Annotated in this window: 11 protein-coding genes and 2 pseudogenes; 5 read left to right on the plus strand and 8 right to left on the minus strand. The window is 57.3% G+C overall.

All coding sequences use genetic code 11. The features are described from left to right. Positions 1-98: 98 nt before the first annotated feature. Entirely contained in the window at positions 99-266 is a 168-nt protein-coding gene (rpmG, locus tag AAAB35_RS26125) for a 50S ribosomal protein L33 (protein ID WP_008122896.1), read from the plus strand. Between the two features lie 63 nt (positions 267-329). Here the strand turns inward: rpmG and AAAB35_RS26130 are convergent, their stop codons facing one another. Both AAAB35_RS26130 and AAAB35_RS26135 read right to left on the minus strand, forming a co-directional pair. Next, a complete protein-coding gene (locus AAAB35_RS26130) occupies positions 330-1,706 on the minus strand; it encodes a PleD family two-component system response regulator (RefSeq protein WP_340671258.1) in 1,377 nt (458 codons plus the stop codon). A gap of 23 nt (positions 1,707-1,729) precedes the next feature. Beyond that, complete coding sequence (locus AAAB35_RS26135; protein ID WP_008122893.1) at positions 1,730-2,101, minus strand: response regulator; 372 nt, start codon at positions 2,099-2,101, stop codon at positions 1,730-1,732. Between the two features lie 108 nt (positions 2,102-2,209). Between AAAB35_RS26135 and AAAB35_RS26140 the strand changes: the two genes are divergently transcribed. The 3 genes from AAAB35_RS26140 to AAAB35_RS26150 all read left to right on the plus strand — a co-directional run bounded on the left by AAAB35_RS26140 (position 2,210) and on the right by AAAB35_RS26150 (position 4,063). Beyond that, a complete protein-coding gene (locus AAAB35_RS26140) occupies positions 2,210-2,398 on the plus strand; it encodes a hypothetical protein (protein WP_340671259.1) in 189 nt (62 codons plus the stop codon). Continuing rightward, complete coding sequence (locus tag AAAB35_RS26145; protein WP_340671260.1) at positions 2,376-2,663, plus strand: DUF3572 domain-containing protein; 288 nt, start codon at positions 2,376-2,378, stop codon at positions 2,661-2,663. Before AAAB35_RS26140 ends, AAAB35_RS26145 begins: the two co-directional genes overlap by 23 nt. An 83-nt stretch (positions 2,664-2,746) precedes the next feature. After that, positions 2,747-4,063 carry a DNA polymerase IV gene (locus tag AAAB35_RS26150; protein ID WP_340671261.1) on the plus strand — a complete coding sequence of 439 codons (1,317 nt, stop codon included), beginning with the start codon at positions 2,747-2,749 and terminating at the stop codon, positions 4,061-4,063. 10 nt (positions 4,064-4,073) lie between these two features. Here the strand turns inward: AAAB35_RS26150 and dnaE are convergent, their stop codons facing one another. The 6 genes and pseudogenes from dnaE to AAAB35_RS26180 all read right to left on the minus strand — a co-directional run bounded on the left by dnaE (position 4,074) and on the right by AAAB35_RS26180 (position 13,458). Then, complete coding sequence (gene dnaE / locus AAAB35_RS26155) at positions 4,074-7,571, minus strand: DNA polymerase III subunit alpha (protein ID WP_340671262.1); 3,498 nt, start codon at positions 7,569-7,571, stop codon at positions 4,074-4,076. A 388-nt stretch (positions 7,572-7,959) separates the two neighbouring features. Further along, the gene (locus tag AAAB35_RS26160; protein ID WP_340671263.1) at positions 7,960-8,643 is read right to left on the minus strand and encodes an ABC transporter ATP-binding protein; all 684 of its coding nucleotides are present in this window, start codon (positions 8,641-8,643) and stop codon (positions 7,960-7,962) included. Further along, positions 8,644-9,930: a lipoprotein-releasing ABC transporter permease subunit gene (locus AAAB35_RS26165; RefSeq protein ID WP_340671264.1), complete on the minus strand. Its 1,287-nt coding sequence runs from the start codon at positions 9,928-9,930 to the stop codon at positions 8,644-8,646. Next, complete coding sequence (proS, locus tag AAAB35_RS26170; RefSeq protein ID WP_340671265.1) at positions 9,923-11,254, minus strand: proline--tRNA ligase; 1,332 nt, start codon at positions 11,252-11,254, stop codon at positions 9,923-9,925. The genes AAAB35_RS26165 and proS overlap by 8 nt, the downstream gene beginning before the upstream one ends. Positions 11,255-12,176: 922 nt before the next feature. After that, positions 12,177-13,292, minus strand: a pseudogene (locus tag AAAB35_RS26175) (recombinase family protein); the annotation flags it as partial. After that, positions 13,279-13,458, minus strand: a complete 180-nt coding sequence (locus AAAB35_RS26180) for a hypothetical protein (protein ID WP_340671266.1) — start codon at positions 13,456-13,458, stop codon at positions 13,279-13,281. The pseudogene AAAB35_RS26175 and the gene AAAB35_RS26180, both read right to left, overlap by 14 nt. Before the next feature lie 312 nt (positions 13,459-13,770). On the opposite strand from AAAB35_RS26180, the pseudogene AAAB35_RS26185 reads away from it, so the two are divergent. Next, a pseudogene (locus AAAB35_RS26185) lies at positions 13,771-13,942 on the plus strand (transposase domain-containing protein); the annotation flags it as partial.

A 13,942-nucleotide genomic window follows, 5' to 3' on the forward strand; every position in this document is an offset into this window, starting at 1 on the left:
TTCGCCCCATTCGGTTAAGTGTCCGGCCGAATTTCCGCTTATAGCCACGCTGCTGGATTTGAATAGCGGTCCTCAACAATCAGAACAGGTAAACTGAAATGGCTAAGGCTGCGAATATCAAAATCAAGCTTCTGTCGACCGCTGACACCGGTTTCTTCTACGTTACGAGCAAGAATAGCCGTACGAAGACCGAGAAGATGTCCTTCCGCAAGTATGACCCGGTCGCGCGCAAGCATGTTGAATTCAAGGAAACCAAGATCAAGTAATCCTGGTTGTTCCGATCAACAAAAATGCCGCCTTCGGGCGGCATTTTTATTTTTGCGGCTTCGTCAAGCGGCGGCTGAGACGACCCGGTTGCGGCCAGCCGCCTTGGCATCGTAGAGCGCATCATCGGCACGCTTCAGGAGATCAGCCACGCTGTCGCCCTTCGGCAGCACGCTGGCAATGCCAACGCTGATCGTCACTGGCACGCTGAGGCCATTCTTGTTGACCGAAAATGGCATCGAAGCGACCTCACGCCTGATGCGTTCGGCAACGATGGCGGCTATTGCGACGTCGGTGTCCGGCATGACAATGAAGAACTCCTCGCCGCCATAGCGGCTGGCAAGATCGCTACCGCGAACATTGCGACGCAGGCGCTTGGCGAACTCGCGCAGGACTTCATCGCCCCCATCATGGCCGTGCGTGTCATTGATCAGCTTGAACCGGTCGATGTCCGTCATGAGGATCGAAAGCGGTCGGCGGCGTTCAACGGCACGCTTGAACAGCGTCGCCAGATGCGTTTCGAGATAAAGCCGGTTGTGCAGACCGGTCAGGCTGTCCGTGACGGCCATTTCATAGGTCTTGACGACACTCGCGCGCAGACCGTCGTGATAGGCCTTGCGCCGCAATTGCGTGCGCAACCGGGCCAAGAGTTCGTTGGGATTGAGTGGTCGCACCACATAGTCGTTCACGCCGAGCTCCAACGCCCGCCGAATCAACGCCTCCTCACCGGGACTGGCCACAAGGATAATCGGAAGCGAGCGGGTATTATCGAGCGAACGCAATTGGGCACAGATGCGAAGCGGGTCGAAATCGGAAAAATTGGAGGAGATGATCAGGCAATCATAGTTGCCCTGAATCGCATCAAAGAAGCCCGTCTGCGGGTCGATCTGCACGTCGACGACCGCCTCCGACCCCAGGATCGACTGGATTCGCTCGGCGCTTTCGAGACGCTCGTCGATCAGAAGCACGCGCGCATTTTTGGATATGCCTTCCCCGCCGGGAAACCGGAGAATTGATTCAAGGCCGACGTCGCGCGTCGTGGCAACCCGCAGCCGTAGTTCGTCGGTTAGGTTCTTGAGGCGTACCAGACTTTTTACCCGTGCAAGAAGCTGCAGGTCGTTGACCGGTTTGGTCAGGAAGTCGTCCGCGCCAAGATTGAGCCCGGTGATGCGATCCTTCTCGCCATCGAGGGCGGTTACGAGGATGACCGGTATGTGGGCGGTCGACAGCCTCGATTTCAGCCGGCGGCAAACCTCGAAGCCGTCAATGCCGGGCATCATGATATCGAGCAGGATCACATCGACATTGCTGTTTTCGCAAATATCGAGTGCGGCATATCCGTCCGTAGCCGTTACAACCTCATAGTATTCCGCGCTAAGCCGTGCTTCCAGCAGCTTCACATTTGCAGGGACGTCGTCAACGACAAGTATGCGGGCCGTCATATTTCACTACTCCGAACTGACGGTTACGCGTCGCCAAGATAAGACTTTATGGTTTCGATGAACTTTGGCACTGAGATCGGCTTCGAAATATAAGCCTCGCAACCACCCTGCCGAATACGCTCCTCATCGCCCTTCATCGCGAAGGCCGTGACGGCGATGATCGGTATGACGTGTAGATCGTCGTCTGCCTTGAGCCATTTGGTGACTTCAAGCCCGGAAACTTCGGGCAGCTGGATGTCCATGAGAATGAGGTCGGGCCGGTGCTCACGCGCAAGATCGAGTGCCTCCAGCCCGTTTCGCGTGCGAATGGTTTCATAACCGCTGGCTTCAATGAGATCGCGAAAGAGCTTCATGTTCAGCTCATTGTCCTCGACGATCATGACTTTCTTCACCATTGGCAAATTCCTGTTGACCATGCTCGATAGACGCATGCCACCCGCCGAATTCTATGAGACAAAGATCAGGCAGCAGCCCCGCTCCGAGGATACATTTGATATCGGCGGATGATTGATGAAAAGGTAACTCCTCGCACCTATCCAGATATGCTGTCGATCATGTTTAACCAAGGATTTATTCAACATCTTCTTTTGACCATATTCAACCAAATGTGGTTGTTGGCTAAGTGGAAAAGTCAGGCCTGCGGGTTACAGCTTCAGAGAAAATACCCAGATGAAAAACCAGCTCAATTTTGACGATGCACAGCAACTGGCAATCAATGCGCTGGTTTTTCTGACGGAGGACAGCGAACTGCTTTCACGTTTTCTGGCTCTCACAGGCATTGGTGCCGACCAAATCCGCGCAGCGGCCAGCGAGCCGGGCTTCCTTGCCGGTGTCCTGTCATTCTACCTTGGGCATGAGCCAACCTTGTTGCAATTTTGCGAAGCCAGCGGAACTGATCCCGCAAGTTTTCAGGAAGCACTCCTTCTGCTTCCAGGTGGTCGCCAGCACGAGATCTAAACGGTTCACAATCGAGGGCGCCGTATTGCGTGGACTCGGCGCCTTCGCTAAGCTCGCGATGTTCCTTTTATGTTCCGAGCGCTATGGCCTCCCTCAACGATCCGCGATATGGCTTTTGCCGAGACTGTCTGGCCGCTCAGCGGTCAGAGGGGCGGCGCTGTCACATTTGCGGCAGCCCTCGCTTGCTCCGCCACCCGGAACTCTACCAGCTTAACATCGCCCATGTGGACTGCGATGCCTTCTATGCCTCGGTCGAAAAGCGCGACAATCCTGAATTGCGCGATAAGCCAGTCATAATTGGTGGCGGGAAACGTGGTGTTGTATCAACAGCTTGCTATGTTGCGCGCATCCATGGTGTGAGGTCGGCAATGCCGATGTTCAAAGCCCTCGAGGCTTGTCCGCATGCGGTGGTCATCAAGCCCGACATGGAGAAATATGTCCGGGTCGGCCGCGAGATTCGCCAGATGATGCGCGATCTCACCCCTATGGTCGAACCATTGTCGATCGACGAAGCTTTCCTTGATCTGTCGGGTACGGAACGTCTGCACCACGATCCGCCGGCGCGGGTAATGGCGCAGTTTTCGAGCCGTGTAGAACGCGAGATCGGACTATCGATTTCCGTCGGCATTTCCTACTGCAAATTCCTGGCAAAGATCGCTTCTGACTTCGACAAGCCGCGCGGTTTTTCCATTATCGGAGCGGCAGAAGCCGTCAGCTTTCTTGCTGATAAACCGGTAACAATGATCTGGGGAGTCGGCAAGGCATTCGCAGCGACGCTCGAGAAGGACGGCATCCGCACCATTGGCCAATTGCAGACCATGGAACTTGGCCCCCTCATGGCCGCCTACCGCACGATGGGCCAACGGCTTTACAGACTCGCGCGCGGACTTGATACGCGCCGCGTCGAGCCAGATGGCGAAAGCAAGAGCGTGTCGGCGGAAACGACCTTCAACGAGGACATTGCCTCCAAAGAAGAGCTGGTGCCCATTCTTCGTTCGCTGTCCGAAAAAGTCTCTCGCCGCCTAAAAGCAGCGGACATCGCCGGGCGCACCATCGTTCTCAAACTCAAAACACGTGACTTCAAGCTACGCACCCGCAATCGCCAGCTTGCCGACCCGACACAGCTTGCCGACCGAATCTTTCGCACTGGCTCCGCGCTCCTTGAAAAGGAAATCGACGGAACGAAGTTCCGTTTGATCGGCATCGGGGTAAGCGATCTCAGCGACGACGGGCGGGCGGATCCAATGGATCTGGTCGATGTTCAGGCCACCAAACGCGCCGTCGCGGAGGGTGCGATCGACAAGTTGCGCGGCAAGTTCGGCAACAATGCCGTCGAGACGGGCTACACTTTCGGCAGGATCAGGACGTCACCCAAAGCTCGACCAGACGAACTGGAATAGGAATCGCCCCCTAACCCATTTCAACTTCAACGACGCCGGGAATGGCCTTCATGGCGCTCGCGACCTGAGGCCCGACCCGATAGCGATTGGGCAGCTCGATTTCAACTTCGGTCGCACCATTCTCCTTGATAAGGACAAGACTGACGACCTGGCCGTCGTTCTGGGGCGCAAGATATGGTGCGATCGAAGTCAGTGGCGCGCTGGAGCGCATATAAAGGCGCAATGCCTTCTGCATGCGCGTCGCTTCATCCTCCAGCGATTGCGCCGTCTGAATACGCAGGCTGATGCCTTCTGGGCGGTCCTCGGCGCCGACGGTTACCACGACAGATTTACCTGGTTCGAGGAGATCGCGATATTGTGACAAAGCCTCGGAAAACAGCACCGCTTCGAACTGACCGGACGAATCGGAGAACTGGATAATTCCCATCTTGTTGCCGGTCTTCGTCTTGCGCTCCTGCTTGGCGGTAATCGTGCCGGCGAGCCGCCCGGCATTGGCACCGCGCTTGACCGCGGCCTGAAACTCCAACCAGGTTTGCACGCGCAGCTTTTCGAGGATGGGCCGATATTCGTCGAGAGGATGCGCCGAGAGGTAAAAACCCGCCGCCTCGAACTCGCGCCGCAACTTCTCCGCCGAAAGCCAGGGCGCTGCCGCCGGCAATTGCAGGGTCTGCGCGCCGGCCGTCATGCCGCCGAAAATATCCGCCTGCCCGCTCAAACTGTCTTCCTGGGTGCGCTGCGCATGACCGATGATACGATCCAGACCCGCGATCATAGCGGGTCGCTCGCGGCCGAAACAATCGAACGCCCCGGCATTGATAAGGCTTTCGAAGACGCGCCTGTTGACGACGCGCGGGTCGATGCGTTGGCAGAAATCCTCGAGACTGGCGTAGGGTGTAGCGCCCCGCTTTTCGACGATATGGTCGACAGCCGCCTCGCCGACACCCTTGATGGCCGCAAGCGAATAGTAAATCCGGTTCTCACCGACTTCGAACAGCCGATAGGACGTATTGACCGAAGGCGTCACGACCTCGATACCGAGGCGGACGGCTTCCCGCCGGAAATCGTTGAGCTTGTCGGTATTCGACATATCGTAGGTCATGGAGGCGGCGAGAAACTCGACCGGATAGTGCGCCTTCATATAGGCCGTCTGGAACGACACGATGGCGTATGCTGCAGCATGCGATTTGTTGAAGCCGTAATCGGCAAACTTCGCGAGAAGATCGAAAATGAAATTGGCTTGCGGCTTGGTCACGCCGCGCTCGACCGCGCCATCGACGAAGCGTACCCGCTGGAGATCCATCTCCGCACGGATCTTCTTCCCCATGGCGCGCCGCAAGAGGTCGGCTTCGCCAAGCGTATAGCCCGACATTTCCTGCGCGATCTGCATCACCTGTTCCTGGTAGATGATGACGCCTTGTGTTTCCTTGACCAGATGATCGATCTTCGGGTGGATCGATGCCATCTCCTCGTCGCCATTCTTACGGGCGTTATAAGTTGGAATATTTTCCATCGGCCCCGGCCGATAGAGCGCGACGAGCGCGATGATATCCTCGATCCGGTCGGGCCGCATCCCGATCAGCGCCTTGCGCATGCCGGTACTTTCAACCTGGAACACGCCAACCGTTTCGCCGCGTGAAAGCATTTCGTAAGTTTGCTTGTCGCCGAGCGGAAGATTGGAAAGATCGACGTCGATACCGCGCCGCTTGACGAGATTGACCGCGGTCTGGAGCACCGTAAGCGTTTTCAGGCCGAGGAAGTCGAATTTGACCAGTCCCGCCTCTTCAACCATCTTCATGTTGAACTGCGTGACCGGCATGTCCGAGCGCGGATCGCGGTACATCGGTACCAGTTCCGACAATGGTCGGTCACCGATGACAATGCCGGCAGCATGGGTCGAGGCGTGACGATAAAGTCCCTCGAGCTTCAGCGATATGTCGAGCAGCCGCTCGACCACCGGCTCCTTGTCGCGCTCTTCGCGAAGACGCGGTTCATCCTCGATCGCTTTCGAGAGAGTAACAGGATTTGCCGGATTGGCGGGGACCATCTTGGTCAGGCGGTCAACCTGACCGTAGGGCATTTCAAGCACACGGCCCACGTCGCGCAACACCGCGCGCGCCTGCAAGGTACCGAATGTGATGATCTGCGCCACCTGATCGCGGCCGTACTTGCCCTGAACATAGCGGATCACCTCGTCGCGCCTGTCCTGACAGAAGTCGATATCGAAGTCCGGCATCGACACGCGGTCAGGATTAAGGAAGCGCTCGAACAGCAGCGAGAAACGCAACGGATCGACGTCGGTAATCGTCAGCGCGTAGGCGACGAGCGAGCCCGCACCCGATCCGCGACCTGGTCCGACCGGAATATCATGGGCCTTTGCCCATTTGATGAAGTCGGAGACAATGAGGAAGTAGCCCGGATATTTCATCCGGGTGATGATTGAAATCTCGTACTCAAGCCGCTCGGCATATTGTTCCGGCGTGTGGCCTTCCGCCAACCCTTGCGACTCGATGCGCCGAGCGAGGCCTTCCCGCGCCTGCCGCGCGAGTTCGTCGGCCTCCGCCTGGAAAGCTGCCTCGGGGTCGTCGCTTTCGCCGGTGAACCGCGGCAGGATGGGAGCGCGATTCTTCGGGTAATAAGAACAACGCAGCGCAATCTCGACAGTGTTCTCGATGGCTTCTGGCAGATCGGCAAAAAGCGCCACCATCTCGGGTTCGCTCTTGAGATAGTGGTCAGGGGTCAGGCGGCGCCGGTCGTCGATGGAAAGCAGCGAGCCCGAGGCAATGGCCATGAGCGCGTCATGCGCCTCATAGTCATCACTCTTCGAGAAGAAGACATCGTTGGTCGCCACCAGCGGCAGTTCAAGGCCGTAGGCAAGCTCGACCTGCGCAGCCTCGAGGGCACGGTCATAGCCGGCATGGCGTTGCAATTCGACATAGAGTCGATCGTCGAATTGCGACCGTAGATATGCCAGGCGCTGGCGGGCCCGATCGAGGCGCTCTTCCTTGATCGATCTGGCAATCGGGCCATCCGGGCCGCCTGTCAGGACGATGATGCCATCGGTCAGGCCTGGCAGCCAGGCGGATGCGATATGGACGGGATCGCCGGCGGGCGTTTCGAGATAGGCGCGGCTGACAAGGCGAACGAGATTGCCGTAGCCTGCCTCCGTTGCGGCAATCAGAACCAGCGGGGCAAGTCCTAATGCCTCGCGCCGATTGGCGCTGCGGCTCTCCTCGGCCTGATCGTGAAACGCAATGTCGAGTTGGCAGCCGATGATCGGCTGCAACCCTGCCTTCGAACCCTTCTGCGCGAACTCAAGCGCACCAAAGAGGTTATTGGTGTCGGTGATCGCAATCGCCGGAAATTTGCTGGATACCGCAAGATCGATGACCTTGGGCACCTGCAACGCGCCTTCAAGCAGGGAATAGGCCGAGTGCACCCTTAAGTGGACGAATCGCAGCGCCTGCGCATTTGCGTTGCTGCCGCCGCTGTTACCCTGCCCGTCTGCCAATTGTCTTTCTCCGGATATCTAACGGAGAAGCTGATTCACCGCCAAGGCATAGTCAAACATGCGCTACGCGGTGTCCACCTGATTTGAAGCTTCGCCCAACCTCAACGGTGGATAGAAGGAGATCGCGGGGGTAACGTTCGTTCACGCGATCTCCGATGTCTTCAGATGACGCTGACCCACATTGCAAACGTAGCAATGAAGAGGCTGACTGTAACGAATGACATGACGTCCTGGAAAAGTTCGCTCATCGGTAAAACCCTTCTTGGTTCTCTCTATGTCTATGTTTTGTTCTATTTATGTTCTGAAGTCAAGCCTGCCAAATCGTGGGTTGGCGCTATGGTTTGCGAAATCTTAATGGAAGGTAAATGGTGGCGAGGGCGCCGAGCCGTCAAAGATCGGTGATCTTGCCGTCTTTGAGGGTCACACGCCGATCCATACGACGAGCCAGCTCGAAATTGTGCGTGGCGATCATGGCAGAAAGCCCGGACTGACGCACGAGCGCCTCCAGAGCTTCAAACACGTAGGATGAGGTGACTGGATCGAGATTGCCCGTCGGCTCGTCCGCCAGGAGCACGAGGGGCGCATTTGCAACAGCACGCGCTATCGCCACACGCTGTTGCTCGCCACCCGAAAGCTCGCTCGGACGGTGCGATGCCCTGGCGCCAACCTTCATGTAGTCCAGGAGCTGCTGAGCGCGCTCAGACGCTATCCTAGGCTTCATGCCGCGGATCATCTGCGGCATCATCACGTTCTCGAGGGCCGAAAACTCCGGTAACAGATGATGGAATTGGTAGACGAAGCCGATATCATTGCGCCGGATCGCGGTGCGTTCTTCATCGGAAAGCGATCCGCATGACCTTCCGGCAAGGATCACGTCACCGCTGTCAGGGCGCTCCAGCAGCCCTGCCGTATGCAGAAGTGTCGATTTGCCGGCGCCGGACGGCGCCACGAGCGCGACCATCTCCCCCTTCCCGAGCACGAAATTTGCATCCTTGAGGATGACAAGCTCGCGGTCGATCTCATTGTACCGACGGCCAACGCTCGTCAGTTGAAGAATGGGACCGGCTGCCATCTATTCGTACCTCAGGGCTTCAACTGGATCGAGCTTGGCTGCGCGCCATGCGGGAAAGAGAGTGGCAAGGAACGACAGAACCAGCGCCATCAGGATGACCGAGAACGTTTCGTTGAAGTCCATCTTCGCGGGCAGCGTGCTGAGAAAATAGAGCTCCGGATTGAACAGAGTCGTTCCGGACAGCCAGGAGAAGAATTCCCGGATTCGTTCGACGTTAAGGCAGACAACCACACCGAGGACCACGCCGGCAATCGTACCCGTCAGGCCAATGGCGGCTCCGGTCATCAGGAAAATGCGCAGGATCGAATTGCGCGTCGCGCCCATGGTCCTGAGGATGGCGATATCATGTCCCTTGTCCTTCACCAGCATGATCAGCCCCGAAATGATATTGAGCGCCGCAACGAGGACGATCAATGTCAGGATCATGAACATGACGTTTCGCTCCACCTGCAGGGCGGAAAAGAACGTCTGGTTGCGCTGGCGCCAGTCCGTCAGCATGAGCTCCCGCTGGGCAGCGTCCTCGACCGGCTTCTTGAGCGCGTCGATATTGTCGGGATTGTCGGCGAAGATTTCGAGCGACTGAACCTTGCCTTCCTGATTGAAATAGAGTTGCGCCTCCTCGAGCGGCATGATGACGATCGATGCATCATATTCCGACATGCCGATCTCGAAGATAGCGGTGACCGGATAGGACTTGACGCGTGGCGCCATGCCAAGCGGGGTCACGTCGCCGTCCGGGGATATCAGGGTCAGCCTGTCGCCGAGGCTTAGTCCGAGATTTTCAGCCATGCGCGTGCCTATTGCTACGCCCCCAGCCGTATTGAATCCCTCGAACGTCCCCTGCCGCACGTTCGTCGCAACAAGCTTGAGCTTGGAGATATCCTCCTCGCGCAAACCGCGCACGAGGGCGCCCGTGCCTGCGCCGACATTGCCCTTCGCCAGAACCTGGCCCTCGACCACCGGTATGGCGAAGGAGACACCTGAAACCGCGTCGATACGCTTGATTACCGCATCGTAGTCGTCGAGCGGCCGGTCCACGGGCTGCATGATGAGGTGGCCATTGATACCCAGAATCCTGGTCAACAGTTCGCTGCGGAACCCGTTCATCACAGCCATGACTATAATCAGGGTGGCGACGCCGAGCATGATCCCGGTGAACGAAAACCCGGCAATCACCGAAATGAACGTTTCCTTCCGCCTCGCACGCAGATAGCGCCAAGCAATCATCCGCTCATATGCCGAGAACGGTTTGGAACCGGTCATCGCAGTGACTGTCTGTTCACTCATGGGGTCCTGCAAGCTTGTTGATCGCCGATTCGACGCTGAGCGTCTCGCGGGCGCCCGTCGCGCGATCCTTGATTTCGACTTCGCCCGCAGCGACGCCGCGCGGGCCGACAATGACCTGGGTCGGAAGGCCGATGAGGTCCATCGTCGCGAACTTGGCACCGGGACGATCGTCGGTGTCGTCCAGCAGTGGGTCAAGACCGGCTTTGGTCAGGGCTTCGTAAACCTTCGCCGAGACGGCATCGCAAGCCTCATCGCCGGGCTTCATATTGACGATGCCGACACCGAACGGCGCCACGGCCTTCGGCCAAATAATGCCGTTCTCATCATGCGAAGCTTCAATAATCGCCGCCACCACGCGCGAGGGGCCAATACCGTAGGAGCCCATCGACACAAGGTGATCCTTACCATCCGGGCCGCTGACCTTTGCGCCCATCGGTTCGGAGTATTTTGTGCCGAAGTGGAAGATGTGCCCGACCTCGATGCCGCGCGCGGCAAGCTGATCAGACGCTGCAACCTTAGCCCAGGCGGCCTCGTCGTGCATTTCGTCGGTCGCTGCATAAGGTGTCGTCCAACGCTTTACGATATCGGCGATTTCGGCGTCGTTGTCGAAATTGGTATCGGCACCCGGCACGGGCAGGTCGAGATATGCGCGATCGCAGAAAACCTGGCTCTCGCCGGTATCGGCAAGGATGATGAATTCGTGGCTGAGTTCACCGCCGATCGGGCCCGTATCGGCGCGCATCGGGATCACCTGGATGCCAAGACGCGAGAACGTGCGCAGATAGGCGACGAACATCCGGTTATAGGCCGCTTTTGCGCCCTCGAAGTCGAGATCGAAAGAATAGGCATCCTTCATCAGGAACTCACGCGAACGCATGACGCCGAATCGCGGGCGGCGTTCATCGCGGAACTTCCATTGGATATGATAAAGATTGAGCGGCAAGTCCTTGTAAGACTTGACGTAGGCGCGAAAGATCTCGGTGATCATTTCCTCATTGGTCGGACCGTAAAGCATATCGCGCTCGCCGCGATCCTTGATACGTAGCATCTCATCGCCGTAAGCATCATAGCGACCGCTTTCGCGCCAAAGATCGGCCGACTGCAGCGTCGGCATCAGCAGTTCGATGGCGCCGGAGCGGTTCTGCTCTTCGCGGATGATATTGCTCACCTTGTTGAGAATTTTCAGTCCCGCCGGCAGCCATGCGTAAATACCGGCCGATTCCTGACGGATCAGGCCGGCGCGCAACATGAGCCGGTGGGAGACGATTTCCGCCTCCTTGGGGTTTTCTTTAAGGATGGGCAAAAAGTACCGGGAAAGCCGCATTGAAGATCACCAAATTGAACACAGCCTGAGTGCTTTAAGAATCAGGCGAAACCAAGTGCAAAGTAGCGCATAAGTCCAAAAATCGTGCTGGATTTTTGGGAAGGACCATGCGCCTCACCAAATCTTGCTGCATTCCTTGGAGATTGAAGAAGACAAGCAGCAGCGTTTTCTTAACTGCTTCGTATCTGATTGGAAACCCGTAAGCAGCGGAGAAGAAGGTACTGATTTATCGAAGATTCATGATCCTGCCGGAAATGTAAGCAAAATGCGATGGCAACGAATATTTTTCGTGACATTTCGCAGGCAGTCCGCTATTTTTTTCGGCATAAGGAGAAAGTAAGAAAAATTCTGCTTTCCTACGCGGTCAAAGTCTTGGGAGGATGTGACCTGTGGCGCGGTAATACGCAGCCGCCACGCAAGTGGATCAGGTCGGACGCGATCTTAAAATGCAAGGCGAAAGCCTTGCATTTTTTTTGTCCAGAAAAGTAGATTCAATCACTTACTTGCTCTTTTAAATTCGAATTCTTAGAAACAACTGATTTCGTCTCCTGTTCTCCGCCAATTGACTAATAGGTATCAACGGCCACAAAATGCCTTTGACTTGCCGGAACTGACCTTAGTCATTAGTCAGTTTACCTTTTCTGCGATTGCCGCCGCGCGTTGGAGCGGACCTCGGAACGAGTATCCAAGCGGGCAATTTCGCTACGTCGTCGACTCAAAAGACATCTCGGGACGTTGGGAAAAGCAGAGCGGCGGCGATGGAACCTTTGCCCATGGCACTTGGTTGTAAGGTCAACTGGAGACATTTATGAACTTGCAGACCTTATTCATCGCAGCGCTTCTAACGCTGCTCATCCTCGCCGGCCTACTGGCGGTGTTTCCTCTCAGGGGAACCAATGAACCCGGAACGCCCGCGCCACACGAAGGTCATACAACAAGGCAGCCCAGCCAGGCTACCCCTATCGCAGCGGTAGACCGCCTGGCTGATCGGACCGCCCCTATAGCGAACACTCAGACGTTGGCCGCAACGGGCGCACGTCAGAAGACTTGATAAGAGCGCCTTGCCCCCGCGGCCTGACTTTGCGCCATCTTGGCGACCGTAGGCGTTGAGCGCCAACTGCTTCTGGTTGCGCTCAAACTCCTCCCAGTCGATGTAACCTTCGTGGTGATCCTTGATCATCACCTCCCAGGTGCCCGCCGGTTTGTAATGTCCGTAGGTCCGCCGCGCTCGCCCCTCAACGATTGAGGTGCGCTTCTCACTTTTGCCATATACATAAACGCCCGCATAGAATGGATTTTTGAGCACGCTGATCACATTACGGTAGCGTATCGGCTGCCAGATGCAGTTCGTCATGCGGCCTTCGTCAGCAGGTCGTGGGAAGTGGATTTGCTCGGCCTGCATCGACAACAACACCTGACGGGCACTGCCAAGCTCGCGAAAGCGGGCGTAGATAAGCCGGATCACCTCTTGCAGACGAATATCGGGATCAAATCCCAGGCCTGCCTCGCGATGCCATACATAACCGAACGGAACCGACAACCGCAGTTCGCCGCGGTGTGCCTTCGACCTGGCAGCATCGAGCATCCTTGCCCGCAACACACCCAACTCAAACTCGCTGATACTGCCTTTCATGCCAAGGAGGAGGCGATCATTGGGGTGGCAAGCGTTGTACACCCCGTCATGATCGATGACACGGGCTTCGACAAGCCCGCATAGCTCGAGCAAATGATGCCAGTCGCGCCCGTTGCGCGCGAGCCGCGAGGCATCGAAGCACAGGACGGCACCGACCTTTCCGGCGCAGAGCCAGGCGACCAGACGGTCGAAACCGGGCCGCGCTACCGTTCCGCTCGCGGATCGCCCGAGATCATCATCGATGACCTCGATGTCGACAAAGCCGTAGCTGCGTGCGATGTCGACCAAATCATATTGGCGCCGCTGGCTTTCCAGGTTGGTCATGACCTGCGACTGCGACGACTGGCGAACATACACGACCGCCTTGCGCTGGAGCACGGTCGCCGGAAGATCAGCGCTTGTCATCGGCAAGCTCCTCTATGTGGATGCCGGCGGCCAGCATCAGGATCCAGGCAAGCGTCAGAACGACTTTCATCCGGTCCGTTTCGTTCATCCCGTCTATCCGGCAGGGTTCGAATATCAGGTTCATCTGTCTGCCCGAGTTCAAAGCGGGCGCGGCGTGCTGTTTCATCGACTTTCTCCCGTGCGAATCCATCATCGCGTCTGGAGTTTGACGGAGCAGCGACGACCGTGACCAGCCTCTTCAATTCGGACAATGCCAGCAGCTCGACCTGTGGCGCACCCAACGTCATGCTGGCGCAAACGACCGGATCAAGCATCCAGGCAGCCATCGAAACGACGGAACCTGACGGACCTAACACCTTAAGAAATTGGCCCGTTGCTCGATGCTCTACCCGCCGAACGCTGACCTTGCGGCCGAAATACGGATGCCAACGATAATGAACTTCCAATTCCTGACCAACATGGGCAGAATGAACGGGAAATGGCCCTCGGGCGCCGCAACTGGACCTTCGCAGGTTCCCAGCGCGGGCCGATCGTGCCGCCGTCATGCTCACCCTCATCACGACCTGTCGTCTCAACGACGTGGACCCGAAAGTATGGCTCGCCGACGCGCTGGCCCGTATCGCCGATCTTCCTGTCGCCCGCCTGCACGA

The sequence above is a fragment of the Phyllobacterium sp. genome (assembly GCF_037994425.1).
Lineage (GTDB): Bacteria > Pseudomonadota > Alphaproteobacteria > Rhizobiales > Rhizobiaceae > Phyllobacterium.

Bases quoted from the DNA above. Each gene is read 5' to 3' on its own strand.
- AAAB35_RS26135 (WP_008122893.1), bottom strand. From the start codon at position 2,101: ATGGTGAAGAAAGTCATGATCGTCGAGGACAATGAGCTGAACATGAAG.
- AAAB35_RS26180 (WP_340671266.1), bottom strand. From the start codon at position 13,458: ATGAAACAGCACGCCGCGCCCGCTTTGAACTCGGGCAGACAGATGAAC.
- proS (WP_340671265.1), bottom strand. From the start codon at position 11,254: ATGCGGCTTTCCCGGTACTTTTTGCCCATCCTTAAAGAAAACCCCAAG.
- AAAB35_RS26130 (WP_340671258.1), bottom strand. From the start codon at position 1,706: ATGACGGCCCGCATACTTGTCGTTGACGACGTCCCTGCAAATGTGAAG.
- AAAB35_RS26145 (WP_340671260.1), top strand. From the start codon at position 2,376: ATGAAAAACCAGCTCAATTTTGACGATGCACAGCAACTGGCAATCAAT.
- AAAB35_RS26160 (WP_340671263.1), bottom strand. From the start codon at position 8,643: ATGGCAGCCGGTCCCATTCTTCAACTGACGAGCGTTGGCCGTCGGTAC.
- AAAB35_RS26150 (WP_340671261.1), top strand. From the start codon at position 2,747: ATGGCCTCCCTCAACGATCCGCGATATGGCTTTTGCCGAGACTGTCTG.
- AAAB35_RS26140 (WP_340671259.1), top strand. From the start codon at position 2,210: ATGATTGATGAAAAGGTAACTCCTCGCACCTATCCAGATATGCTGTCG.
- AAAB35_RS26165 (WP_340671264.1), bottom strand. From the start codon at position 9,930: ATGAGTGAACAGACAGTCACTGCGATGACCGGTTCCAAACCGTTCTCG.
- rpmG (WP_008122896.1), top strand. From the start codon at position 99: ATGGCTAAGGCTGCGAATATCAAAATCAAGCTTCTGTCGACCGCTGAC.